Origin of the sequence: Bradyrhizobium sp. S3.2.6 (assembly GCF_040546885.1) — a bacterium.
GTDB lineage: Bacteria > Pseudomonadota > Alphaproteobacteria > Rhizobiales > Xanthobacteraceae > Bradyrhizobium > Bradyrhizobium cytisi.
This window is the reverse complement of sequence record NZ_JBEPOS010000017.1, coordinates 11,523-33,698: the sequence shown is the minus strand read 5'-3', so window position 1 is coordinate 33,698 and position 22,176 is coordinate 11,523. Positions and strand designations below refer to the sequence as shown.

Here is a 22,176-nt window from a genome sequence, read left to right as displayed (position 1 = left end):
GTCCGCATGATTCTTTCATCACACGCTCTTCTGGAACCGGCCCGACAGCTCGCCAAAACCCTCAATCAGGGCCTCGGTGCCGTCGACCGCGGCCAGCCGGGCCTTGACGTCACGCAGCCACGCCATATTGGCCTCGCTGGGATCGTCCCCCAAGGCCAGCTCGGCGTCTTTCAGCTCTCTAAGTAGTGAATGGTACTGCCGATGCAAGGCAACGAGCTGGTGCCAGGTGGCAAGAACGTCGTCGCGGGCCGCGCCCTCGCGGGCGCCCCACACCGCCGCGGTGGTGATGCCACCCTCAACTCGTTGAAGAAGCTGCGCAAATCCACCCTTCTCGATGTCGGCCCGCATCTTCTCGGCCTGCTCGCCGGGGTCCGGCGAGTGATGATGATCGTTGGCGAAAGCAGCAATGATGCCGGCCCTGAGCTTGTGGGCCTCGGGGTGGGCGAACTCCAGGGCCGCGACTTCCTCGAGGTGCTCATGCAGCAGCCAAGGGTGGTTGATCAGGCTTTGCAGGATCAGGGCCTCGCGGCGGGAGATGGCGCTACGCTGCCCCCGCATGATCGGGCTCGCCGCCAGCTGGGGGCTCGCCGCCTGGTAGGGGCCGGAGGGGAGCGGGACCGGGCCGGCCGGGCCGCGGCGGCCTCCGCCAAATCCTTGGCCAGATCCTTGCCCAAACCCTTGGCCGAATCCCTGGCCACCGAATCGATTCGCCTGCCCGCCGCCGCGGGGCTGGAACGAGCGGCCACCGCCGCCCTGGCGGAAATTGCCCCTGCCAGCAAAGCCGCCGCGCCCGCCGTCGGGTGCAAACGTCCGCTGGAGCCGCTCGACGAACTCGTTGCGGTAGTAACGCCGGACCACCTCATCACGGATGCCGTTAGACAATTCCTTGATGCGCGCTTCCAGCGCCGCACGGCGCTCGGGCGTGGCAAAATTGCCGCCTTCGAGCTCGCGCGACCAGATCATGTCGGCAAGCGGACGCGCCGCCGCGATGACTTCCTCGATGGCGCCACGGCCGCCGGAGCGCGCGAGATCGTCGGGGTCCTGCCCTTCCGGCAGCAGCGCAAAGCGGAGGCTCTTGCCCGGCGCAAGAAATGGCAGTGCGAGGTCGGCGGCGCGATAGGCCGCCTTCTGTCCGGCGCGGTCGCCATCGAAGCAGAGGATCGGCTCGTCCGCCATCTTCCAGAGCAGCGCGAGCTGGTTTTCGGTCAGCGCAGTTCCGAGCGGCGCGACGGCGCCTGGGAAACCCGCCGTGACCATGGCGATGACGTCGACATAGCCCTCGACCACGATCAGTGCGCTGCCGTCGTGGGTGGCCTTGCGCGCGGTCTGGTGATTGTAGAGATTGTCGCCCTTGTGGAAGAGCGGCGTCTCCGGCGAGTTCAGGTACTTGGCCGGAACGTCCTTCTCCAGCGCGCGTCCGCCGAAGGCGATGACGCGGCCGCGCAAATCGGTGATCGGAAACATCACGCGATCACGGAAGCGATCGTAGGGCACGGGAATGTCGTTGCCGGCCACGAGCAGCCCGGTCTCGATCATGTCCTCGACGGACACGCCGAGCTTGCCGAGATGCTCTTTCAGCGCGAAACGCTCGGGCGGCGGCGGCGCATAGCCCAGCCGAAACTGCAATTGCGTCGCCGGCGAGATCGCACGATCGGCGAGATAGCCGCGCGCTTTCGCGCCGACGCGCGAGGCCAGCGTCTCCGCGAAGAATTTCGCGGCAAGCTCCATCACGTCATGCAGCGTGCGCCGCCGCTGCTCGTGCCGGGCGGCATCCGGCGTGACCGCCGGCAGCGGCAGGCCGGCCTGGCTTGCGAGCCGCTCGACGGCTTCGGCAAACGGCAGGCCGTCGGTCTCCATCACGAAGTTGATGATGTCGCCGTGCTTGCCGGAGGAGAAGTCGTGATAAAAGCCCTTCTGGTCGTTGACGTAGAAGGACGGCGTCTTTTCTTGCTGGAACGGCGACAGCCCCTTCCACTCCCGCCCCGCCTTCTTCAGCTTGACGCGCTTGCCCACGACCTCGGAGACCGAAAGCCGGGCACGAAGCTCGTCGAGGAATTGGGGCGTGAAGCGCACGGCCATGTGTAGCGCAATCCAGAGTGAGTCGGGCGAAGGATCAGGGATATAGGTGCGGCCAGCCCAGAAGTCAGGTTTGTCAGGGTTATGCGGGTTATTCGACCTATGCACAGGGCGGGAAATCTCTCGCGAAACGAAATCCCTACCCGGGGTTCCTAGACTACCCGCCCATGGAGCAATCAGTTTCGACCTTTCCCGGCGGGACCGGGATTGTTGACATACAACGATTACGTTTGTATATACACGCACACGATGAAGTCGCGGCTACGGCTTCAGACGTCATAGCAAACCTCATGCGCGGCAAAATGCGGTGTCATTTGGACAATTTGCCATGACGGAAGATTTGCAGTTGCTGTTCGCGAGCGTTCGCGACTTCGAATGGGATCCAAAGAAGCGCGCGACAAACCTGCGCATTCACGGCATCGACTTCCAAGACGCGCGCGGAATTCTCGACGGCCATACCTTCATCCGCCGGTCGGATCGCAATGACGAAGTCAGGTACCAAATCTTCGGTTACATCGACGGGCGGGAAGTCGCGGTCGCCTGTGCGATCCGCGGGACGGTCTGCCGGTTCATCTCGGTCCGGCGTGCGCGGGAAGACGAACGGCAGAAATACTACAATCGTTTCAAGGGACTCCCCGAGGAAGGGGAAGACTGACTGGGCTCGCGTCGACGCGCTGACCGACGAAGACATCGCCGAGGCTGTCGCCAACGACCCCGATGCGGTGCCGATCGATATCGACTGGTCGGATGCCGTGCTGGTGATGCCGCCGAAGAAGAAAGCAATCTCCATCCGGCTCGACGAGGATGTGCTCGATTTCTTCAAGCGCGAGGGCGAGGGCTATCAGCGGCGCATGAATGCGGTGCTGCGCTCCTACATGCAGCAGAAGTCGAAGCCGAAGAAGCGGGCTTGATCCGGGGCAAAACCTCCGAATGCTGGTGACGGAGCCCTTGAACCCAGCCCGGTTCCACGCTTCCATAGGCCATGTTCAGGACCTTTCGGGGTGGCCAGAGCGGGGGCTGGCGCGTGACCTCGATGTTACCGGTGACGGGCGAGCCCCTGCCCTTCATGCCGGCGCTGTCGGTCAACGACAGCGACGCCGTCTCGTTGCCGCTGGTGCCCTCGCGCAATGCCTGGCGCCTCGTTGGTGTGCCGAGCAGCCTGCGCTACACCGAGCGCGCCGAGAAGCAGCAGCTCGTGAGCATGCAGGCCGGCCTCGGCCGACCGGAGGCAACCAGCGCGGCGCTGATCCCGATCCGCAAATCGCAGGCCTGGTGGGAGCTGACGCAGGAAGAGCGGCGCAAGATCTTTGAAGACATATCGCACCACATCGCGAGCAGTCTTCGTTTTCTGCCCGCGATCGCGCGCCAGCTGTATCACTGCCGCGACCTCGGCGAGCCCTTCGATTTCCTGACCTGGTTCGAGTTCGCGCCCACCCACGCTTCGCTGTTCGAGGAGCTGGTCGGCATGCTCAGGCGGACCGAAGAATGGACCTATGTCGAGCGCGAGGTCGACATCCGCTTGGTAAAGGAAGTGCTGTCGGCCTAGTGGTCGAGAAAACGACCGGACTCGATGCGGGGCAGGTCCGTCACCGGCCAATTGTAGATGTAGGTCCAGGCCGGCGCAGTCGTGCCGTCCGCGCCGGTCACGTCGATCAGCTGGCGCAAATATTCCGTCGGCTCCGGAAAGCCCTCGCCACAGGCCTCGTACATGTCGAGCTCGCGCAGGAGCTCGTCGCCTGCGCGCAGTTGAAAAAGCTCACCGTGCGCAAGGTCGGACGGCGCGTCGGACAGCAGCAATCCCGGGTAATGCTTCACCAGCACGAGCCGGCCGCGGCAGCTCGCTTCGCCCAGAAAATCCGCATGCTGCGCCAGCAGCCGCGCCATCGGGTGGTCGAAGCCGCGCATCAGGGTGCCGTAGACGAAGAGACGATCGGAGGTCATGGGGCTCTATAAACTCTCCACGCTGTCATTGCGAGAAGCTCTTGCGACGAAGCAATCCAGACTATCGCCGTTGGAAAGACCCTGGATTGCTTCGCTTCGCTCGCAATGACGAAGGAGACAGCTGTATTTACAAGACCTCCGCTGCCAGCTCCGCGCCGCTGCGTTGCTCGTCCGAGACCACCTTGATGCTGACGTCCATGACGTCGAAGGCGTCCTGGGTGCCGATATAGATGCCGTGCAGCGGGATCGCCTGGCGCGGGTCGCGGGCGACCGCGACACGGATGAGGTCGCGGGTACCGACGATGCCGTTGGTCGGATCGAACTCGATCCAGCCTGCGCTCGGCAGATAGACCTGCACCCAGGCATGGGTCGAGCCGCCGCCAACATGGTGATGCGCGATGTCTTCGGGCACGAAGATGTAGCCGGAGACGAACCGCGCGGCGATGCCGAGCCGGCGCAGCGCCTCGATCATGAACAGCGCATAGTCGCGGCAGGTGCCGGTGCCCCACTGCAACGTATCGAACGGGGCTTGCGTGCCGGGCTCGTGACGCCTGCGGTATTTGAACTGCTTGCGGATGGCGTGCGTGATGCGGCTCAAGATCTTGAAGGTCGGCGACGGCGCGTCATCGTCGAGAAAGCCGCGCGCCCATGCCGCGATCTTGCCGTCGGGATCGGGATATTGCGGCGTCATGTACTGGACGAGATCGGGCAATTCCGCGTTATCGTATACGAAGGGATAGAAGTAAGCGGGATCGTCCGGCGTCAGCGCGAATTCCTCGGCCGGGGTGTGCTCGACGGTGACGTGCCAGTCGAAGATCAGACGGTCCGCGCGCTCGTCGAAATCAGCGATCGCGACCGAATTGCCGAACACGTCGTGGATCCAGCGCAGCGACAGCGGCTCCGGCGAGATTTCGAGCCTGGAGGCGAGCACGCGCAGATCATGGCCGTCGCTTGGACGCAGCATGAACCTGTGCTCACCGAAGGCCACCGGACGATTGTAGCGATATTCGGTCTTGTGATGAATCGTCAGCAGCGGCATCGTCGGGAGATCATGGTGATTTTGGGCAGACCCATCTATAGCGATTCGTTGCCCAATTTCCGGGGCGACTGCTTTTTCCATAGGCAATCAGGATGGCTTTAGACACAGCCGAGGCAACGGATCAACTCCTTGGCGAAGGCGATATTCCGCCAGTGCATGAGGTGAATGCAGCTGGCACATCACCCTTCCTGCTCACATCGGACCATTACGGCCGCATCCTGCCGCGCTCGCTCGGCGATCTCGGGGTCTCGGAAAGCGAGCTTGTCAGGCACATCGCCTGGGACATCGGCATTGCCGGCGTTGCCGAGCGGATGGCGGAGATGCTGGATGCCCATCTTGTCGCACAGCGATATTCGCGTCTCGTGATTGACTGCAACCGGCCGCCGGGCCTGGCGAGCTCGATCCCCGTGATATCGGAGGCGACGGCGATCCCGCGCAACGAGGGCATTCCGGACAGCGAGCGCGCGGCACGGCGGCGCGAGATCTTCGAGCCCTATCATCATCGCATCGACACGGTGATCAACAGCCGGATACACGCAAAGCGGCCCACCGTGCTGGTGTCGCTGCACAGCTTCACGCCTGTTTATGCCGGCGTCGCGCGGCCCTGGCACATTGGGGCGCTCTACAATCGTGACACCGTGCTGCCGAAGCTGCTGTTGAAACATCTGCGCGCAGAGGGCGATCTCGTCGTCGGCGATAATGAGCCCTATGCGGTGAGCGATCTAAGCGATTACACCATTCCCGTCCACGGCGAGGCCCGCGGCCTCGTCAACACCGGCATCGAGATCCGCCAGGATCTGATCGCGGATCAACCCGGCCAGCAGCAATGGGCGGAGCGGCTGGCAAGGATCTTTGCGGAGATCGAGATGGAGTTGAAGCCGGAGCTGTTTGTCGACTAGCCGCGCGTCGCGACGAAGAGCGCGAGCGCAGCAAAGATCGCGGCGATGCCCCACAGCACATAGGCGAAGCGACCGCCGCCGCGAACGTCCAGCGTGGCCTCGGCGGGGTTGTCGGGATTGACGTGGACCTCCACAGTCGCGCCGTCCTGATAGCGCGACATCAGCTTCTCCAGCAACTTGGTGGAGGCCTGTGGCGTGCCGGCCGCGACCCGCGCGCATTCATTGGTGTAGCGGACATTCTGGTAGCTGTAGGTATAGGTGACGCGTTTGCCGAACATCTCGACGCCACGGCTTTCGCCCGGCTCGCTCGCCTCGTGATATTCCTCCATCTCCGACAGCTTGACGGTGCCCGGCACCACTGGCCAACGCGTCGCCACCGCGGCCTGCCGCCGCACCGCCCAGCCCATCAGAGCGATGACGAGGCCGAACGCGCCGAAGCCCACGACCATCCCCGCAAGGTCGGGCCGGCCGATGTGACGCGCGAGCCAGGCATAGCTCTGGTTGAGGCCAAACGCCGAGCCTAAGATGATGGCGACGACGATGGCCGAGCCGATGCCGAGACAGCCCCACAGGCCCTTGGGCAGGTCGCGCTCCAGCACCGCCTGATCGGGATGGCGCGGATTGTAGTAGACCGTGACGATGCTGCCGGCCGGATATTTCGCGAGCTTCTCGGCGACCTGGAAATTGCCGAGGTCCTCTCCGATCGAGATGCGGTTGCAGCTCAGTTTCCGGCCGCTCACCGAATATTCGTAGGTCACATTGGCGAAGTTGCGGCTCTCCATGCGGTAGCCGTCCTCACGCTCGTCGTCGGACACCCTGACCTCGCGCACCTCGGCAACTGACGTGACGACCTTGCCTGACACCTGCGGCCAGCTCCTCGCCTCGCGCGCCTGCCAAGTCTTCACGATGGCGGCCATCAGGATCAGCGCGAGCGGCGCGAGCAGCATCGCGTAAACCAGCGGAGGCAAATTCGGCACGGCAAAAATCCTTCGTCAGCGGCAATGCTTCCTTGGACGCATCGCCGCCGACGAAGGTTCAACCGGGTTGTCAGCTCATTTGGCCCTGATCAACGCCAGCCAGATGCCGCCGCCGATCATGAAGCCGCCGGACACGCGGGACACCATGCGGGTGCGGCGCGCCGAGAAAAAGCCGCGGACCTGTCCGGCGAGCAGCGCGTAGATTCCGTCCGTCAAGCCGGCAAGCACCATGAAGGTGATTCCGAGCACCAGGACCTGCGACAGGTGATCCTTGCTCATGTCCATGAATTGCGGAATGAACGCCCCGAAGAACACCAGCAGCTTCGGGTTCGACAACGCCACGACAAAGCCCTGTAAAAGGAAGCCACCGCGAGGGGGTGGCGGCGGCGCGTCGGTGTCGACGCCCTCAACCGGAGAGCGGATCAGCTTGATGCCGAGCCAGACCAGATAGGCCGCGCCCGCAAAGCGCACCCAGTTGAACCAATAGCCCATCGTCGCCATGAGCGTGGTGAGGCCCACCGCAAGTATGCCGATCACGATCAGCAGCCCCACCTGCACGCCGAGAATGTTGGTCAGCGCCGCGCGCGTGCCGTGGCGCAGGCCGTTGGCAATGACGAGGGTGACGATCGGGCCCGGCAGCAACGCGAGCGCGATGCAGGCAGCGATGAAGGCGAGATAGGCTTGCATGGACATCATGATGAAGACTCAAGCTGGGGGCGTTTGCTTGTATTAATGCATGGCACTTAGTTTCCGTCCAGCGCCGCGACCAGCCACGCTTTCATCTCCTGCGTCTCCAGCAATGCGAGCGCCGCATGCTGCATCGCGTTGGCGTCGCCCCGCCCCTGCGCCGCCGCAACGAAGAGATCGCAGCGCCGCGAGACGGCGACGCCGACCGCGGCGTGGCTCGTACCGTCATATCTCGCGAGATCATAGCGCCGCGCACGACCGCGCATCTCGCCGACATGCACCACCTCGCCCGGCCCGGTCGCGGTAAAGCGCGGAGAGATCAGATCGATATCGGCAACACGATCGACCTCGTCGTCATCGGCGACGCCGCTATCGCAATTGCAGAAGCCGCGCTTGGCGCGGATATAGAGCTCGGCGCCGTCGCAGCCAGCGCCCTCGCAGCGAAACGCACGGCCCGCAGGCCAGCCGTCGCGCGGGAACGGCCAGGCGAGCTCGCGCCAATGCGCCGATGTCGGTGCAGGCTGCGGCGCAAGCCGATATACCCCGACGCCGGACACGACCCCGAGTGCGGCAAGGGCAAGCGCGATCGTCGCCGCGCGCCGCATCGTCAGTTCTTCGGCAGGCCGGCGACGGCGCGTGCCGGCCCGGTCAGCTCGAGAATGTGCAGGCCAGTGTTGGCGCGGTCGACGATGTAGATGTAGCCGCGGTCGTCAGTCTCGACATTGTTGGTCTGGATCGCGACCTTGCAGCGCTCGCCGCCTTCGACCGGAATGCAGCGCTTGTCGGTCGCCTGCGTGATCGCAGGAATGAAATAACCGACTTCCCTGGGATGATAGGGATCGCGGATGTCGAGCGCGCGCACGCCGGCATTGAAGAAGGCGATGAAGGCCATCTTCTTGTAGTAGACCGGCGCCATGCTCTCGTTCGAGGAATGCGAGCCGAAGCGGCCACCGCGCTGGCAGAACTGCCCGCTCGCCTCCGGCACGGTGTAGCTCGAGATCATCATCGGCCGCGTTTCGGTGGTGACGTCGGCGAACCACACCATCTGACGCGCCTCGCCGCATTCGTTCAAAATCGCCTCGTCGACGATCATGACGATGTCGCGGGTCTTGCCGTCCTTGTCCTCGGCGAATTCCGCAACCGGCATGTCGAGCATCGGAAACGTGGTGTGCGCGCCGTTGAACGCCGACATCGGCAGCCGCGAGATCTCGGGAAGGCGCAGATTGTCCGGCGTCGGCTCCTTCGGCCCGTTCAGAAGCTTCTCGCGATCGACGATCTGCAAAATGCCGCCCTTGTTGGTGCCGTAACCGAAATAGACGCGGTTGCCATTCGGCCCGGTCGAGATCGGCCCATGCAGCTCGGTCGGCACCGCGCCGCTCGATCCGGGCTCCTGGCCGGGCAGGCCGAAGTCGCGGATTTTTTGTGGATGGGCGGGATCAGAGAGATCATAGATCTGCGTCATGCGCCGTGTGCGCCAGTCCGGCGCGCCCGAGACGAGATAGGCAATGCCGGTGTCGCATTCCCACCAGCTCTTGTGCGTGTCCTTCAAGCCGCCGATGCGCGTGATCAGCGCGGGATTGGCGGGATCGGCAACGTTCCAAATCTCATGCGCCTCGCTGCCGAAGGTGCGCAGCATGTAGACCGCGTTCGGATCTCCCTTCGGCAAGCTCTTGCCGTCGCAGACCCGCACCATCTGCGCGCCGCCGGATTCATACTTGCCCTCCTGCCCAGGCAAATGCCTGAGATATTTGGGATGCGCGGGATCGGTGACATCGACGATCGAGGTGCCGTTCGGCTCCGCCTGGCCCGTCATCGGATTGACGGGCGCCGGCACGTCGTCAGTGCCGCCGTGGTGTCCGATATAGGCGATCCAGCGGTCGCCCTGGTGATGGATGGTCGGCTGATAGGCGCTGCGTGCCTGCAAATCATTGGCGCCCACCAGCTTCATGTTGGACGCCTCGGGCGGCGCACCGATGGTCTGCTTCTGGGCGTGAACAAACGTGCTGCCGGCGAAAAGGACGAGGGCGGCAGCAGTCAAGACGCAACGGAACATCAAAGTCCTCCCGGAACCAATCTGCGCTGGCTGGGATTCAAGGCTAGCACAGCCAATTGCGGACGCCAAAGACACCATCGCTGACGCGTCGCCCCGGAATGACGGAGCTCTTGACATGCAACCATTTGGTTGCCTATTATTGTCGCCATGGATGAGGTCTTCAAAGCGCTCGCCGATGCGTCACGACGGTCGCTGCTGGACGGGCTTCACGCCAGGAACGGCCAGACCTTGAACGAGCTTTGCGAAGGCCTCGCGATGACGCGTCAGGCCGTGACAAAGCACCTTGTCATTCTGGAAGAAGCCAACCTGGTCACGACCATCAGGCATGGCCGCGAGAAGCTGCACTATCTCAACCCGGTGCCGATCCATCAGATCGGCGAACGCTGGATCAGGAAATTCGAGCGCGGCAAGCTCGCCGCGCTCAGCGAGTTGAAACGTCAGTTGGAGAAACGCGATGAGTAAGCCGCAATTCGTCTACGTGACCTATATCGAAACCACGCCGGAGAAGTTGTGGAAGGCGCTGACGTCGAGCGAGTTCACCAGGCAATACTGGTTCGGCGCCGAGGTACGGTCGGACTGGAAGGTCGGCTCGCCTTTCGCGCTTCTGCTGGACGGCGAAATCACCGATTCCGGCGAGATTTTGGAGGCCGATGCGCCGCGGCGCCTGTCCTACAGCTTCAAGCACCAGAAGTTCGAAGAGCTGCGCGGCGAACCAGTTACGCGAGTGCTCTTTACGCTCGAGCCCTTCGATTCAGTCACGCGGCTGACGGTGCTGCATGACGGCTTCATCGAGGGCGGCAAATATCTCGGTGCTGTCTCCAGCGGCTGGCCCGCGATCCTGTCCCAGCTCAAGACCCTGCTGGAGACCGGCAAGCTGCTCAACGTCACGCGCGCGGCGCTCAACAAGGGATTCGATGCAAAATGAATCTCGATCAGTTCAAGCCGCTGACGGTCTATACCATCTACATCGCCTCCACGCCGGAGAAGGTGTGGGAGGCGCTGACCTCGGCCGAGTTCAGCCGGCAGTATTTCTTCGGCAATGCCGTGGAGGTCGAGCCGCGGCTCGGCGGGGCGTTCATCGTGCGCACGCCCGACGGCGCCCTGCACATCAGCGGCGAGGTGCTCGCATATGACCCGCCGAGAAAACTCTCGGTCACGTTCAACGTGAACTGGCCCGATCTGATCGAGAAGCTCGGGCCAACCCTCGTCACCTACGACATCGAAGAGGTCGGTGACGCGGTGCGGCTCACCATGAGCGAGGGCCATGATCGGCCGCTCAGCGACGACATTCTTGCTGGTGGCCGCTCGGGCTGGCCCGCGATCCTGTCCAGCCTCAAGAGCATGCTCGAGACCGGCACGCCGCTCGTGGTCAAGATGGGGCCGCCGCAACGGATGCTGGATGCGTTGAAGGCGATGGGGATCAAGACGCCGTAGGAGATGTTTGGCGACGACTCGCGGTTTGCCAGTCGAGCGTGACAACTTCTCCCTGGGGATATGGGCCCCCGCCTTCGCGGGGGTCAGCATGGCTCAGCGCACCGTCGCAAAGAATTTTCTGACATCGCGCACGAACAGCTCCGGCTGCTCGAACGCAGCGAAATGCCCGCCCTTCTCCATCTCGCTCCAATGCGTGATGTCTGGAAAGTTCGGCTCCATCCAACGCCGCACCGGCGTGATGATCTCCTTGGGAAACACCGCCACACCGGTCGGCACGGTCACTTTGGGCGTCGTCCGGCGCTTGCCAAAGCTCTCCCAATAGAGCCGTGCGGACGACGTCGCCGTCTCGGTCGTCCAATAGAGCATGACGTTGTCGAGCAGCTCGTCCTTGTCAAAAATGTTTTCGGGGTGGCCGTCGCAATCAGTCCAGGCCCAGAATTTTTCCAGGATCCAGGCCGCCTGCCCGCTCGGCGAGTCCGTCAGGCCGTAGCCGAGCGTCTGCGGTCGCGTCGATTGCTGCTTGGAATAGCCGGAATCGAGATCGACATAGTGCTTGAGCCCCGCAAGCGCACGCTTCTCTTCCGCCGTCGGCTCGCCCTCGACCTTCGGCGCCGCGTTGAAGGCGAGCGTGATGTGGATGCCGGCGCAATGCTCCGCGTCCTGCCCGCCGAGCGAGGTCGTGACCGCCGAGCCCCAGTCGCCGCCTTGCGCGCCGTAACGCGCGTAACCCAACCGGTCCATCAATTTGGCCCAGGTCGCGGCGATGCGGTCGACACCCCAGCCGGTGGCGGTCGGCTTGCCCGAGAAGCCAAAGCCCGGCAGCGACGGGCAGATCACGTGAAATGCATCGGCAGGATTGCCGCCATGCGCGACCGGATCGACCAACGGCGCGATCACCTTATGGAATTCGACGATCGAGCCGGGCCAGCCATGGGTGATGATCAGCGGCAGCGCGGACGGCTCCTTGGAGCGCACATGCAGGAAGTGGATGTCGAGCCCGTCGATCTCGGTGGTGAACTGATCGAAGCGGTTGAGTTTTGCTTCACGCGCGCGCCAGTCGTAGCCGTCAGCCCAATAGGCGCAGATCTCCCGGATCCATTTCAGCGGCGCGCCCTGGCTCCAGTCATCGACCAGCTCCGCCTCCGGCCAGCGCGTGCGTGCGAGGCGTGATTTGAGGTCGGCGAGGATGTCGTCACTGATGGCGATGCGGAACGGCTTGATCGCGGCGGTCATCGGTTGCCTCCCTTGTCGGCGCGCCTCTTGGCGCGAGCCCGGAATCCACTGATCAACGGAATCGGCGGCCCGATGGATTCCGGGCTCGCGCTTACGCGCGCCCCGGAATGACGGTCTCAGCCCGTCAGCGCCGCCTTCACCAGGCCGCTGGCCTTGCCGAAATCCATTTGCCCGGCGTACTTCGCCCGCAACGCCGCGATCACCTTGCCCATGTCCTTCATGCTGGCGGCACCGGTCTCGGTGATGGCGTCCGAGATCGCCTTCTTCACCTCGTCGTCCGACATCTGCTTCGGCAAGTAGGCCGAGATCACCGCGATCTCCTCGCGCTCCTGTGCGGCGAGCTCGGCGCGACCGCCCTTGTCGTAGAGCTCGACCGATTCCTGGCGCTGCTTGATCATCTTCTGGAAGACGCCGAGCAGGTCGGCATCCGACAGCGGCGGCTTGCCGTGCCCGCGCGCCTCGATGTCGGCGTTCTTGATGGTCGAGTTGACCATGCGCAGCGTGGAGAGCTTGCGCTCGTCCTTGGCCCTCATGGCCTCCTTGACCGCATTGTTGATATCGTCGCGCAGCATGATCGTGATCCCTTCAATCCGTTGCGCCTGATCTAGGCCGTTTGCGGGAAAGAGGCCATACCGGCCCACGGTTCATTGTTCCCGAACCGGCTGCCGAAACTGCGCAAAAATTACCCGTTCCAGCTTTGAGTACCTGAGGGGACCTGTCAAATATGCAAAAACGCATGTGAATCCGCCGTTTCCCGCTTTGACGGGCGCGCGCGGGGGGCTTATGAAGCGGGCTCATGACACAACATGAAAACGATACCGCCTGGCCGGACCATAAACCGACCGCGCTCCTTGTGCTCGCCGATGGCACGGTGCTCGAAGGCTTTGGTCTCGGCGCCGAAGGCCACGCCGTCGGTGAGGTCTGCTTCAACACCGCGATGACCGGCTATGAAGAGATCCTCACCGATCCCTCCTATGCCGGCCAGCTCATCACCTTCACCTTCCCGCATATCGGCAACGTCGGTACCAACGAGGAAGACATCGAGACGGTGAACATGGCCGCGACGCCCGGCGCGCGCGGCGTGATCCTGCGCACCGCGATCACCGACCCCTCGAATTACCGCGCCACCAAGCATCTCGACCAGTGGCTGAAGGCGCGCGGCATCATCGGCCTTTCCGGCATCGACACCCGCGCGTTGACTGCGCTGATCCGCTCGAAGGGCATGCCTAACGCCGTGATCGCACATGCCAGGAACGGCGAGTTCGATCTGCATGGGCTGAAGGAAGAAGCGCGCGAATGGCCCGGCCTCGAGGGCATGGACCTCGTGCCGATGGTCACCTCCGGCCAGCGCTTCACCTGGGACGAGACGCCCTGGCTGTGGGACAAGGGTTTTGGCCGCCAGGACAAGCCCGAGTTCAACGTCGTCGCCATCGACTACGGCATCAAACGCAACATTTTGCGCCTGCTCGCCGGCGTCGGCTGCCAGGTGACGGTGGTGCCGGCAACGACTTCATCTGAAGACATTCTGGCGATGAAGCCGGACGGCGTGTTCCTGTCGAATGGTCCGGGTGATCCGGCCGCGACCGGCAAATACGCCGTGCCTGTGATCCAGGACGTGATCAAGTCGGGCACGCCGACCTTCGGAATCTGCCTCGGCCACCAGATGCTCGGCCTCGCCGTCGGCGCGAAGACCAGGAAGATGCATCAGGGCCATCACGGCGCCAATCATCCCGTGAAGGACGAGACCACCGGCAAGGTCGAGATCACCTCGATGAACCACGGTTTTGCGGTGGACGAGAACACGCTGCCGAAGGGTGCAACGCAGACCCACATCTCGCTGTTCGACGGATCCAATTGCGGCATCCAGCTCGACGGCAGGCCGGTGTTCTCGGTGCAGTACCATCCCGAGGCTTCGCCGGGTCCGCGCGACTCGCACTACCTCTTCCAGCGCTTTGCCGATCTGATGCGGCAGAAGAAGAGCGCATAGGCGCGCTCTCGTGCCCCGGGCGCAGTGCAGCGCGCCGCTCTCGGCGGCGTGATGCACTGCTGAACCGGGGCCCATAATCTCGGCACTTTGGGTCCCGGCTCTGCGACGCACCGCTTCGCGCTGCATCGCGTCCGGGACACGAGACCTTTGGAGGAACGCCTCCTCCCGCTTCAATGTTGTCACGGCACCTTCGTGTAGCAGGAGCCCTGCCATGTCCGTCGTCCGCGACTCTGCCGAACCGCTCGCCATCGTGTTCGAGGATGACGGGCTGGTGCCGAACAACATCCTCCCGTTCCTGGTCTACCAGGGCGCGGTGACGCTCGATCCGAAGCGCCCCGAGGAGACCATCGAAAACCTGTTCGAAACCAACGATTGGGGCGGCACGTGGCGCAACGGCGTCTACGATTACCTGCACTACCACGCGACGGTGCATGAGGTGCTCGGTGTCGCGCGCGGCCATGCCCGCGTTCGCTTCGGTGGCGATCACGGCCAGGAGCTCGATATCAAGGCCGGCGATGTCGCGATCCTGCCGGCCGGCACCGGACATCAGTGCATCAACGCGAGCGGTGATTTCTGCGTGATCGGCGCCTATCCGCCGGGCTCACAGATGGAGGTCACGCGGGCCACGCCGGAGAATCACGCTAAGGCGCTGAAGACGATTCCAAACGTCGCGCAGCCGCCGGCCGATCCCGTGACGGGCAAGCACGGCGCATTGATGCGGCTGTGGCGGTAGCCACAACAATGGTGCGGTAGGGTGGGCAAAGCGAAGCGTGCCCACCAATCAATGTATGCCGCACGGATAGACGGTGGGCACGGCGCGCGAAGAGCGCGCCTTTGCCCAGCCTACGCAGCGTGCCCTTCGCCTACGCCTCGTTGCCGCCTTCCTGGCGGGTGGCTTCGAACAGGAACCAGGTGCGGCGCTCGGTCTCGTCGATGAAGACTTCGAGGATGCTGGCGCTGGCGACGTCGCCAGCGTCGTCGCAGACCTCGTGCGCTTTGCGCATCGCAGCCGCGACATGCTTGTTGTCCTGCATCAGCTCGCGCAGCATCTCGCGAGGCGGGACGTAGTCCTCGTTGTTGTCCTTGATGGTCTGTAGCTTTGCGATCTGGCCGATCGACTTCACCGTGGCGCCGCCGATCTTGCGGACGCGCTCGGCGAGCTGGTCCGTGGTGGCAAAAATCTGGTCCGAGTGCTCGTCGAGCAGCAGATGATAATCGCGGAAGTGCCGGCCACTGATGTGCCAGTGGAAATTCTTGGTCTTGAGGTACAGCGCGAACGCATCGGCCAGAAGCACGTTGAGCGCCTCCGAGACCTTGTTGACCGCCTGGGGCGACAGATCAGTGGGGGTGTCGAGGTCGGGAGAAACCTTGCTGGGGACTTTGCTCACGGGAAACCTTCCTGTTAGGACGCGGACATTGACGGCGCGCCGTCGCACCCCTAACGCAAGGCGAGTAGCGCGGTTCCTGGACAGGAACCGCTGGGCGGGACACCATGGACGATTGGATCGATTATTACGACTCGACGCATACGATCTATGTCAGCAAGCTGCATCGCGATTTGCACTTCCAGATCATCGCGCGGGACATCATCGGCTACATCACCTCGCCCGAGGCGACCGTGCTGGACTATGCCTGCGGCGAGGCGCTGTCGGCGGGCCAGGTGGCGGCTGCCTGCGGCCAGCTGATCCTGGCCGAGCCCGCGCCCGGCGTGCGCGGCCGGCTGATCGCGCGGTTTGCGCCGAACACCAAGATCCGCGTCCGCTCGCTCGACGACGTCCGCAAGATGCCGGACCAGTCCATCGACCTCGTCGTGATGAACTCGGTCGCGCAATACATGACGGCCGAGGAGCTCGATGCCGCGCTCCTCAATGTCAGGCGCATCCTGAAACCGTCCGGAAAGCTGGTGCTCGGCGATATCCTCCAGCCGCATGTCGGCATGGGGCGAGACGTGGCGGCACTGCTGTCCTTCGGCCTGCGTCACGGCTTCCTCAAGGACGCGCTGGTCGGGTTGGTCAGCACCGCGCTGTCAGATTACCGTCATCTGCGCGCGCGCGTCGGGCTCAAGCGCTACAGCGAGGACGAGATCGCGGCCAGGCTGAAGGCGGCGGGCTTCGCCAGCCAGCGTGCCAGCGCCAATATCGGCCACAACCGCTGGCGCATGACGTTTATCGCGCGGCCGCCTTTGGTGCGTTAAGCTTCCCGGGTGCGTTAAGCATAACGATCACCTGAGGTGGCTTGTCGTAACTCGATCGGCAATGATCGCCGCGGCCCGGTGGCGGAAGCGTCTACGCGAGAGCAGTGCATCGCTCTTCATCCTGGTTCAAATCCAGGCCGGGCCTCCAGCCTTCGCTGGCTCCGCCAGCTTCGGCTAGGCAAGCCCTATCGCGGCGAAGGCTGCCGCGGAGAAGCCCGAAGGGCGAAGCCGGACATGGCGCGACGGACAAATCGCGCGCTTCCGCCCAAAACCTCAATCCGCCTTGACCTCGTCGCACTCTGCGACAAGCTGAAGCCTGTCCGCGTCCTTGGCCGCCGAGCTGAGTACGGCGTCGAGCAGGCCGGGAAAGCGTGCCTCGAGATCCTCGCGACGCAGCCGTACGAAGCGGTTCGTGCCCGCCACGCGCGTCCGCATCAGCCCGCAATCGCGCAGCTTTGCGAAGTGATAGGTGAGGTTCGACTTGCCGGAGAGGCCGTTGAAGTCGCCGCAGCAAAGCTCGCTGCTGACAGCTTCTTGCTGGGCGAGCTGATACACGATCGCCAACCGGATCGGATCGCTCAGACAATCCAGAACCAGGGGCAGCTCGATCTGCTCGCGGGTGGGGTGGGGAGGCGTGCGGCTCATGGTCCGGGAATCATAGCGATACTGGCGGAATGTTCAATAGTTCTTGAACCAATTGACTCTCACACCGTCATCTTCGATTGTTCAATAAACATTGAACATAAGGATTGTTTGCAATGAGCGTGTTCTGGTTGGCCCTGGGGGCTTTTGCGATCGGCACTGAAGGCTTTGTCATTGCTGGACTTTTGCCGTCGATCGCCAGCGACCTCTCGATTTCGGTTTCTGCCGCCGGCCAACTGGTCACCGCCTACGCGCTCACCTATGCCGTGGGGTCGCCGATCCTGACGGTGACGCTGAACAATATCGACCGCCGCACCGTGCTGGCGCTCGCGCTCTCGACCTTCATCGCTGGCAACCTCGCGGCGATGGTGGCATCCAACTACGGCTTACTGCTGGCCTCGCGCATGCTGATGGCGTTGGGCTCAGGACTTTGCATGCCGACGGCGCTCGCGGTCTCGGTCGCCGTCGCCTCGCCGGAACGGCGCGGTCGCGCTGTTGCGCTGGTCACCTCCGGCCTCACGGTAGCGACCGTCATCGGCGTGCCCCTCGGCAATCTCGTCGGCAGCCTGCTCGGCTGGCGCGCGACCTTCGCCATGGTCGCAATGATCGGCGCTGTTGCGCTCGCCGGCCTCCTGTTCGGCCTGCCTCGCGGCCTGCCGCGCAACACGGCCTCGCTTAGCGAAAGGCTCGCGGTGGCACGTCACAGCAATGTATTGATCGCGCTTGTGATCACGATTTTATGGGCGCTGGGCGGCTTCACCGTGTTCACCTATTTCGCGGTCCCGCTGCGCGGCCTCGGCTTCGGCGCTTCGCAGATCAGTCTTGCGCTGCTGGTGTTCGGCGGCGCGGCTGCGATCGGCAACATGCTCGGCGGCATCCTGGCCGACCGGCTCGGCACGCTCGCGACCGCAGCCCTCGGTCTCGCCGGCATGGCGAGCGCGCTGATCCTGCATTCGCTGGTCCTGAAACTGATGCCCGGACAGGCGCATTACGCGGTGCTGGGCGCGATCTTCCTCTGGGGTCTTTCGGGCTGGGCGTTCTATCCGGCCCAGATCGCCAGCATCATCCGGGTCGAGCCGCAGGCCTCGATGATCGCACTCTCGCTCAACGCTTCCGCCATGTATCTGGGCTTCGCCATCGGCGGGGCCCTGGGCGGCGCCGTGCTGGCCACCCTCTCGCCAAACGACCTCGGCTGGATCGGCGGAATGAGCGTTGCGGCCTCGCTTCTGGTGCATCTCGCCCGCGGCTGGCAGGCGCGGCCGAAACCCGTCAAAATTGCCGGTTGATGGGGCGTTTTTCGGGGTTTCGCCGCCCCGAAAACTGGTCTAAGACCCACCCGCGCGCGAGGGAAGACCCCGCGCTCTCGCACAAGGGGACGCGCGGCAAGCGCGCCCTTTTTTTGTGCCCGAATTCCAGCCCGCGAGCGGTGATGCCTAAACGAACCGACATCTCGACCATCCTGATCATCGGCGCCGGTCCCATCGTGATCGGCCAGGCCTGTGAGTTCGATTATTCGGGCACGCAGGCGGTGAAGACGCTGAAGGAAGAGGGCTATCGCATCGTTCTCGTCAATTCCAATCCGGCCACGATCATGACCGATCCGGAATTGGCGGATGCGACCTATATCGAGCCGATCACGCCCGAGATCGTCGCAAAAATCATCGAGAAGGAACGTCACGTCATCCCCGGTGGCTTCGCGTTGCTGCCGACCATGGGCGGGCAGACCGCGCTGAACTGCGCGCTGTCGCTGCGCCGGCAGGGCACGCTGGACAAGTTCGACATCGAGATGATCGGCGCGACCGCTGATGCCATCGACAAGGCGGAGGACCGCCAGCTGTTCCGCGAAGCCATGACCAAGATCGGGCTGGAGACGCCGAAATCGCGCCTCGCCAATGCGTCCGAGCTGAAGAAGTCGTTCCGCGACAAGTACCACGCCGAACGCGAGAAGCTGTCGGGCGCGGCGCTCGAAGAACTCGAGCGGCAGTGGACGCTCGGTGAAGGCGACCGCCGCAAGCGCTACCAGGAATATGCGCTCGGACAGGCGCTGATGGCACTGTCCGAGATCGGCCTGCCCGCGATCATCCGTCCCTCCTTCACCATGGGCGGCACCGGCGGCGGCATCGCCTACAACAAGGAAGAGTTCCTCGACATCATCGAGCGCGGCCTTGACGCGTCCCCCACCAACGAAGTCCTGATCGAGGAATCCGTCCTCGGCTGGAAAGAGTTCGAGATGGAGGTGGTGCGCGACAAGAAGGACAATTGCATCATCGTCTGCTCGATCGAGAATTTCGATCCGATGGGCGTGCACACCGGCGACTCCATCACGGTCGCTCCGGCGCTGACGCTGACGGACAAGGAATACCAGATCATGCGCGACGCCTCGCTGGCGGTGCTGCGCGAGATCGGCGTCGAGACCGGCGGCTCCAACGTGCAGTTCGGCGTCAATCCCGAAGACGGACGCATGGTTGTGATCGAGATGAATCCGCGCGTATCGCGGTCGTCGGCGCTGGCCTCCAAGGCCACCGGCTTCCCGATCGCCAAAGTCGCGGCCAAGCTCGCGATCGGCTACACGCTCGACGAAATCGCCAACGACATCACCGGCGGCGCGACGCCGGCCTCGTTCGAGCCGACGATCGATTACGTGGTGACCAAGATCCCGCGTTTCGCCTTCGAAAAATTCCCCGGTGCCTCCTCCACGTTGACGACCTCAATGAAGTCGGTCGGCGAGGTCATGGCGATCGGCCGCACCTTCCAGGAGAGCCTGCAGAAGGCGCTGCGCGGGCTCGAGACCGGGTTGACCGGCCTCGACGAGATCGAGATCGAAGGTCTCGGTCGTGACGACGACAAGAATGCGATCCGCGCCGCGCTCGGCACGCCGACGCCGAACCGCATTCTCCAGGTCGCGCAGGCCATGCGGCTCGGCTGGTCGAACGAGGACATCTTCAACTCCTGCAAGATCGATCCGTGGTTCCTCGGCGAGATGCGCGGCATCGTCGATATGGAGCAGAAGGTCAGGAAGCACGGCCTGCCCGGCAATGCCTTCGGCATGCGTACGCTCAAGGCGATGGGCTTTTCAGACGCGCGTCTTGCGGTGCTCGCCGAGACGACGGAGGCCGAGCTCACGGCGAAGCGTCACGCACTCGGAGTCCGTCCGGTCTACAAGCGCATCGACACGTGCGCGGCCGAATTCGCCTCGCCCACCGCCTACATGTACTCGACCTACGAGTCGCCGTTTGCAGGCAGCGTTGCCGACGAGAGCACCCCATCGGACAAGAAGAAGGTCATCATTCTCGGCGGCGGCCCGAACCGCATCGGCCAGGGCATCGAGTTCGACTATTGCTGCTGTCACGCCTGCTTCGCGCTGCATGACGCCGGCTACGAATCCATCATGGTCAACTGCAACCCGGAAACGGTGTCGACCGACTACGACACCGCCGACCGGCTCTACTTCGAGCCGCTAACCGCCGAGGACGTGCTGGAGATCATCGCGAAGGAGCGCAGCAACGGCACGCTGCACGGCGTGATCGTGCAGTTCGGCGGCCAGACCCCGCTCAAGCTCGCGCGGGCGCTGGAAGCCGCCGAAGTGCCGATCCTCGGCACCTCGCCCGACGCCATCGATCTTGCCGAAGACCGCGACCGCTTCAAGCGCGTGCTCGACAAGCTGCGGCTCAAGCAGCCGAAGAACGGTATCGCCTATTCGGTCGAGCAGGCCCGCCTCGTCGCGACCGATCTCGGCCTGCCGCTGGTGGTGCGCCCGTCCTACGTGCTCGGCGGCCGCGCGATGCAGATCATCCGCGAGGACAACCAGCTCAGCGACTACCTGCTCGGCACGCTGCCGGAGCTGGTGCCGGCCGACGTCAAGGCGCGCTACCCGAACGACAAGACCGGGCAGATCAACACCGTGCTCGGCAAGAACCCGCTGCTGTTCGACCGCTATCTGTCCGATGCCACCGAGATCGACGTCGACTGCCTCTGCGACGGCAAGGACACCTTCATCGTCGGCATCATGGAGCATATCGAGGAAGCCGGCATCCATTCCGGCGATAGTGCCTGCTCGCTGCCGCCGCACTCGCTCGACGCCAAGATGATCGGGGAACTGGAGCGGCAGACCCGCGAACTCGCGCTTGGCCTCGACGTCATCGGCCTGATGAACGTGCAATACGCGATCAAGGACAGCGAGATCTACGTGCTCGAAGTCAATCCGCGCGCTTCGCGCACGGTGCCGTTCGTCGCCAAGGTGGTCGGCACGCCGGTCGCGAAGATCGCCGCGCGCATCATGGCCGGCGAGAAGCTCGCCGACTTCAAGCTGAAGAAGGCCGACTTCAAGCATGTCGGCGTGAAGGAATCGGTATTTCCGTTCGCCCGCTTCCCCGGCGTCGACACCGTGCTCGGTCCGGAGATGCGCTCGACCGGCGAGGTCATGGGCATCGACCGCTCCTTCGCGGTGGCATTCGCCAAGAGCCAGCTCGGCGGCGGCACACGGGTGCCGCGCAAGGGCACGGTGTTCGTCTCGGTGCGCGAGAGCGACAAGACGCGCATCGCCGATGCCGTTCGCGAATTGCATTCGCTCGGCTTCAAGGTGCTGGCGACCTCGGGCACGGCACGCTTCCTGACCGATGAGGGCATCCCGACCGAAAAGGTGAACAAGGTGCTGGAGGGGCGGCCGCACATCGTCGACGCCATCACCAATGGCGATGTCCAGCTCGTCTTCAACACCACCGAGGGCCCGCAGGCGCTCGCCGACAGCCGATCGCTGCGGCGCGCGGCCCTCTTGCATAAAGTGCCGTATTACACCACTCTTTCCGGGGCCGTGGCGGCTGCGCAGGGCATCCGCGCCTACCTTGGCGGAGACCTTGAGGTTCGTACCCTGCAGAGCTACTTTTCGGAAACCTGATCGCGAGCGAGAGGGCCAAGCCTCTCGCTAAGTGATTGGCGATGAAGCCACAATGGCCGGGGGAACTGTCCGGCCATGTGGTTGTTCTGTTCCGGCGCCAGACCCACATAACGTTCCGGC

Annotated in this window: 23 protein-coding genes; 12 read left to right on the top strand and 11 right to left on the bottom strand. The window is 64.0% G+C overall.

The window, feature by feature from the left end:
- Positions 1–18: 18 nt before the first annotated feature.
- Positions 19–2,073 (bottom strand): DNA primase, encoded by a 2,055-nt coding sequence (dnaG, locus tag ABID58_RS25795; RefSeq protein WP_354035691.1) that lies wholly within the window; start codon positions 2,071–2,073, stop codon positions 19–21.
- A gap of 331 nt (positions 2,074–2,404) precedes the next feature.
- On the opposite strand from dnaG, the gene ABID58_RS25790 reads away from it, so the two are divergent.
- From ABID58_RS25790 to ABID58_RS25780, 3 genes are all read left to right on the top strand, one after another.
- Entirely contained in the window at positions 2,405–2,731 is a 327-nt protein-coding gene (locus ABID58_RS25790; RefSeq protein WP_354035542.1) for a BrnT family toxin, read from the top strand.
- 67 nt (positions 2,732–2,798) lie between these two features.
- The gene (locus ABID58_RS25785; protein ID WP_354035541.1) at positions 2,799–2,987 is read left to right on the top strand and encodes a BrnA antitoxin family protein; all 189 of its coding nucleotides are present in this window, start codon (positions 2,799–2,801) and stop codon (positions 2,985–2,987) included.
- Between the two features lie 71 nt (positions 2,988–3,058).
- Positions 3,059–3,622, top strand: coding sequence for a chlorite dismutase family protein (locus tag ABID58_RS25780; protein WP_354035540.1), 564 nt, complete (start codon positions 3,059–3,061; stop codon positions 3,620–3,622).
- Here ABID58_RS25780 and ABID58_RS25775 read toward each other — a convergent pair.
- On the bottom strand, positions 3,619–4,017 hold the full coding sequence (locus ABID58_RS25775) for a gamma-glutamylcyclotransferase family protein (protein ID WP_354035539.1): 399 nt from the start codon (positions 4,015–4,017) through the stop codon (positions 3,619–3,621). The two genes, ABID58_RS25780 and ABID58_RS25775, sit on opposite strands and share 4 nt — an antisense overlap.
- 127 nt (positions 4,018–4,144) lie before the next feature.
- Complete coding sequence (locus tag ABID58_RS25770; RefSeq protein WP_354035538.1) at positions 4,145–5,056, bottom strand: transglutaminase family protein; 912 nt, start codon at positions 5,054–5,056, stop codon at positions 4,145–4,147.
- A 92-nt stretch (positions 5,057–5,148) separates the two neighbouring features.
- On the opposite strand from ABID58_RS25770, the gene ABID58_RS25765 reads away from it, so the two are divergent.
- Positions 5,149–5,955, top strand: coding sequence for an N-formylglutamate amidohydrolase (locus ABID58_RS25765; protein WP_354035537.1), 807 nt, complete (start codon positions 5,149–5,151; stop codon positions 5,953–5,955).
- Here ABID58_RS25765 and ABID58_RS25760 read toward each other — a convergent pair.
- From ABID58_RS25760 to ABID58_RS25745, 4 genes are all read right to left on the bottom strand, one after another.
- Positions 5,952–6,932: a DUF3592 domain-containing protein gene (locus ABID58_RS25760; RefSeq protein WP_354035536.1), complete on the bottom strand. Its 981-nt coding sequence runs from the start codon at positions 6,930–6,932 to the stop codon at positions 5,952–5,954. The genes ABID58_RS25765 and ABID58_RS25760 overlap by 4 nt on opposite strands.
- 75 nt (positions 6,933–7,007) lie before the next feature.
- Positions 7,008–7,625: a LysE family translocator gene (locus ABID58_RS25755; protein WP_354035689.1), complete on the bottom strand. Its 618-nt coding sequence runs from the start codon at positions 7,623–7,625 to the stop codon at positions 7,008–7,010.
- Positions 7,626–7,675: 50 nt separating this feature from the next.
- Positions 7,676–8,224, bottom strand: a complete 549-nt coding sequence (locus tag ABID58_RS25750) for a hypothetical protein (protein WP_354035534.1) — start codon at positions 8,222–8,224, stop codon at positions 7,676–7,678.
- Positions 8,225–8,226: 2 nt separating this feature from the next.
- The gene (locus ABID58_RS25745) at positions 8,227–9,672 is read right to left on the bottom strand and encodes an LVIVD repeat-containing protein (protein ID WP_354035533.1); all 1,446 of its coding nucleotides are present in this window, start codon (positions 9,670–9,672) and stop codon (positions 8,227–8,229) included.
- A gap of 147 nt (positions 9,673–9,819) precedes the next feature.
- On the opposite strand from ABID58_RS25745, the gene ABID58_RS25740 reads away from it, so the two are divergent.
- Genes ABID58_RS25740 through ABID58_RS25730 form a run of 3 tightly spaced genes read left to right on the top strand, consistent with a single transcriptional unit; the run spans position 9,820 to position 11,106 of the window.
- Positions 9,820–10,134 (top strand): ArsR/SmtB family transcription factor, encoded by a 315-nt coding sequence (locus ABID58_RS25740; protein ID WP_354035531.1) that lies wholly within the window; start codon positions 9,820–9,822, stop codon positions 10,132–10,134.
- Positions 10,127–10,597 (top strand): SRPBCC family protein, encoded by a 471-nt coding sequence (locus ABID58_RS25735; protein WP_354035530.1) that lies wholly within the window; start codon positions 10,127–10,129, stop codon positions 10,595–10,597. Before ABID58_RS25740 ends, ABID58_RS25735 begins: the two co-directional genes overlap by 8 nt.
- Positions 10,594–11,106 (top strand): SRPBCC family protein, encoded by a 513-nt coding sequence (locus ABID58_RS25730; RefSeq protein ID WP_354035528.1) that lies wholly within the window; start codon positions 10,594–10,596, stop codon positions 11,104–11,106. The genes ABID58_RS25735 and ABID58_RS25730 overlap by 4 nt, the downstream gene beginning before the upstream one ends.
- 93 nt (positions 11,107–11,199) lie before the next feature.
- On the opposite strand, the gene ABID58_RS25725 is transcribed toward ABID58_RS25730, so the two are convergent.
- Complete coding sequence (locus ABID58_RS25725) at positions 11,200–12,339, bottom strand: epoxide hydrolase family protein (RefSeq protein WP_354035526.1); 1,140 nt, start codon at positions 12,337–12,339, stop codon at positions 11,200–11,202.
- A 116-nt stretch (positions 12,340–12,455) separates the two neighbouring features.
- Positions 12,456–12,911, bottom strand: coding sequence for a GatB/YqeY domain-containing protein (locus ABID58_RS25720; protein ID WP_354035524.1), 456 nt, complete (start codon positions 12,909–12,911; stop codon positions 12,456–12,458).
- A gap of 224 nt (positions 12,912–13,135) precedes the next feature.
- Here ABID58_RS25720 and carA point away from each other — a divergent pair, with 224 nt between their 5' ends.
- Both carA and ABID58_RS25710 read left to right on the top strand, forming a co-directional pair.
- Positions 13,136–14,326, top strand: coding sequence for a glutamine-hydrolyzing carbamoyl-phosphate synthase small subunit (gene carA, locus ABID58_RS25715; protein WP_354035522.1), 1,191 nt, complete (start codon positions 13,136–13,138; stop codon positions 14,324–14,326).
- 211 nt (positions 14,327–14,537) lie between these two features.
- The gene (locus tag ABID58_RS25710; RefSeq protein ID WP_354035521.1) at positions 14,538–15,059 is read left to right on the top strand and encodes a cupin domain-containing protein; all 522 of its coding nucleotides are present in this window, start codon (positions 14,538–14,540) and stop codon (positions 15,057–15,059) included.
- A 130-nt stretch (positions 15,060–15,189) separates the two neighbouring features.
- On the opposite strand, the gene ABID58_RS25705 is transcribed toward ABID58_RS25710, so the two are convergent.
- A complete protein-coding gene (locus tag ABID58_RS25705) occupies positions 15,190–15,714 on the bottom strand; it encodes a Dps family protein (protein WP_354035519.1) in 525 nt (174 codons plus the stop codon).
- A 104-nt stretch (positions 15,715–15,818) separates the two neighbouring features.
- Between ABID58_RS25705 and ABID58_RS25700 the strand changes: the two genes are divergently transcribed.
- Positions 15,819–16,520 carry a class I SAM-dependent methyltransferase gene (locus ABID58_RS25700; RefSeq protein ID WP_354035518.1) on the top strand — a complete coding sequence of 234 codons (702 nt, stop codon included), beginning with the start codon at positions 15,819–15,821 and terminating at the stop codon, positions 16,518–16,520.
- A 273-nt stretch (positions 16,521–16,793) separates the two neighbouring features.
- Here ABID58_RS25700 and ABID58_RS25695 read toward each other — a convergent pair whose 3' ends face one another.
- Positions 16,794–17,165, bottom strand: a complete 372-nt coding sequence (locus ABID58_RS25695; protein ID WP_354035517.1) for an ArsR/SmtB family transcription factor — start codon at positions 17,163–17,165, stop codon at positions 16,794–16,796.
- A 113-nt stretch (positions 17,166–17,278) separates the two neighbouring features.
- Here ABID58_RS25695 and ABID58_RS25690 point away from each other — a divergent pair, with 113 nt between their 5' ends.
- Together ABID58_RS25690 and carB are read left to right on the top strand one after the other, a co-directional pair.
- Positions 17,279–18,448, top strand: a complete 1,170-nt coding sequence (locus ABID58_RS25690) for an MFS transporter (RefSeq protein WP_354035515.1) — start codon at positions 17,279–17,281, stop codon at positions 18,446–18,448.
- 143 nt (positions 18,449–18,591) lie between these two features.
- Positions 18,592–22,056, top strand: coding sequence for a carbamoyl-phosphate synthase large subunit (gene carB, locus ABID58_RS25685; RefSeq protein WP_354035514.1), 3,465 nt, complete (start codon positions 18,592–18,594; stop codon positions 22,054–22,056).
- Positions 22,057–22,176: the final 120 nt, after the last annotated feature.

What these genes read in the sequence shown, in the direction of transcription:
- carB (WP_354035514.1), top strand. Translation starts at nt 18,592, where the DNA reads ATGCCTAAACGAACCGACATCTCGACCATCCTGATCATCGGCGCCGGT.
- ABID58_RS25745 (WP_354035533.1), bottom strand. Translation starts at nt 9,672, where the DNA reads ATGTTCCGTTGCGTCTTGACTGCTGCCGCCCTCGTCCTTTTCGCCGGC.
- ABID58_RS25720 (WP_354035524.1), bottom strand. Translation starts at nt 12,911, where the DNA reads ATGCTGCGCGACGATATCAACAATGCGGTCAAGGAGGCCATGAGGGCC.
- ABID58_RS25695 (WP_354035517.1), bottom strand. Translation starts at nt 17,165, where the DNA reads ATGAGCCGCACGCCTCCCCACCCCACCCGCGAGCAGATCGAGCTGCCC.
- ABID58_RS25770 (WP_354035538.1), bottom strand. Translation starts at nt 5,056, where the DNA reads ATGCCGCTGCTGACGATTCATCACAAGACCGAATATCGCTACAATCGT.
- ABID58_RS25790 (WP_354035542.1), top strand. Translation starts at nt 2,405, where the DNA reads ATGACGGAAGATTTGCAGTTGCTGTTCGCGAGCGTTCGCGACTTCGAA.
- ABID58_RS25765 (WP_354035537.1), top strand. Translation starts at nt 5,149, where the DNA reads ATGGCTTTAGACACAGCCGAGGCAACGGATCAACTCCTTGGCGAAGGC.
- ABID58_RS25740 (WP_354035531.1), top strand. Translation starts at nt 9,820, where the DNA reads ATGGATGAGGTCTTCAAAGCGCTCGCCGATGCGTCACGACGGTCGCTG.
- ABID58_RS25690 (WP_354035515.1), top strand. Translation starts at nt 17,279, where the DNA reads ATGAGCGTGTTCTGGTTGGCCCTGGGGGCTTTTGCGATCGGCACTGAA.
- ABID58_RS25735 (WP_354035530.1), top strand. Translation starts at nt 10,127, where the DNA reads ATGAGTAAGCCGCAATTCGTCTACGTGACCTATATCGAAACCACGCCG.
- ABID58_RS25755 (WP_354035689.1), bottom strand. Translation starts at nt 7,625, where the DNA reads ATGTCCATGCAAGCCTATCTCGCCTTCATCGCTGCCTGCATCGCGCTC.
- ABID58_RS25700 (WP_354035518.1), top strand. Translation starts at nt 15,819, where the DNA reads ATGGACGATTGGATCGATTATTACGACTCGACGCATACGATCTATGTC.
- ABID58_RS25775 (WP_354035539.1), bottom strand. Translation starts at nt 4,017, where the DNA reads ATGACCTCCGATCGTCTCTTCGTCTACGGCACCCTGATGCGCGGCTTC.
- ABID58_RS25730 (WP_354035528.1), top strand. Translation starts at nt 10,594, where the DNA reads ATGAATCTCGATCAGTTCAAGCCGCTGACGGTCTATACCATCTACATC.
- ABID58_RS25750 (WP_354035534.1), bottom strand. Translation starts at nt 8,224, where the DNA reads ATGCGGCGCGCGGCGACGATCGCGCTTGCCCTTGCCGCACTCGGGGTC.
- ABID58_RS25710 (WP_354035521.1), top strand. Translation starts at nt 14,538, where the DNA reads ATGTCCGTCGTCCGCGACTCTGCCGAACCGCTCGCCATCGTGTTCGAG.
- ABID58_RS25780 (WP_354035540.1), top strand. Translation starts at nt 3,059, where the DNA reads ATGTTCAGGACCTTTCGGGGTGGCCAGAGCGGGGGCTGGCGCGTGACC.
- carA (WP_354035522.1), top strand. Translation starts at nt 13,136, where the DNA reads ATGACACAACATGAAAACGATACCGCCTGGCCGGACCATAAACCGACC.
- ABID58_RS25725 (WP_354035526.1), bottom strand. Translation starts at nt 12,339, where the DNA reads ATGACCGCCGCGATCAAGCCGTTCCGCATCGCCATCAGTGACGACATC.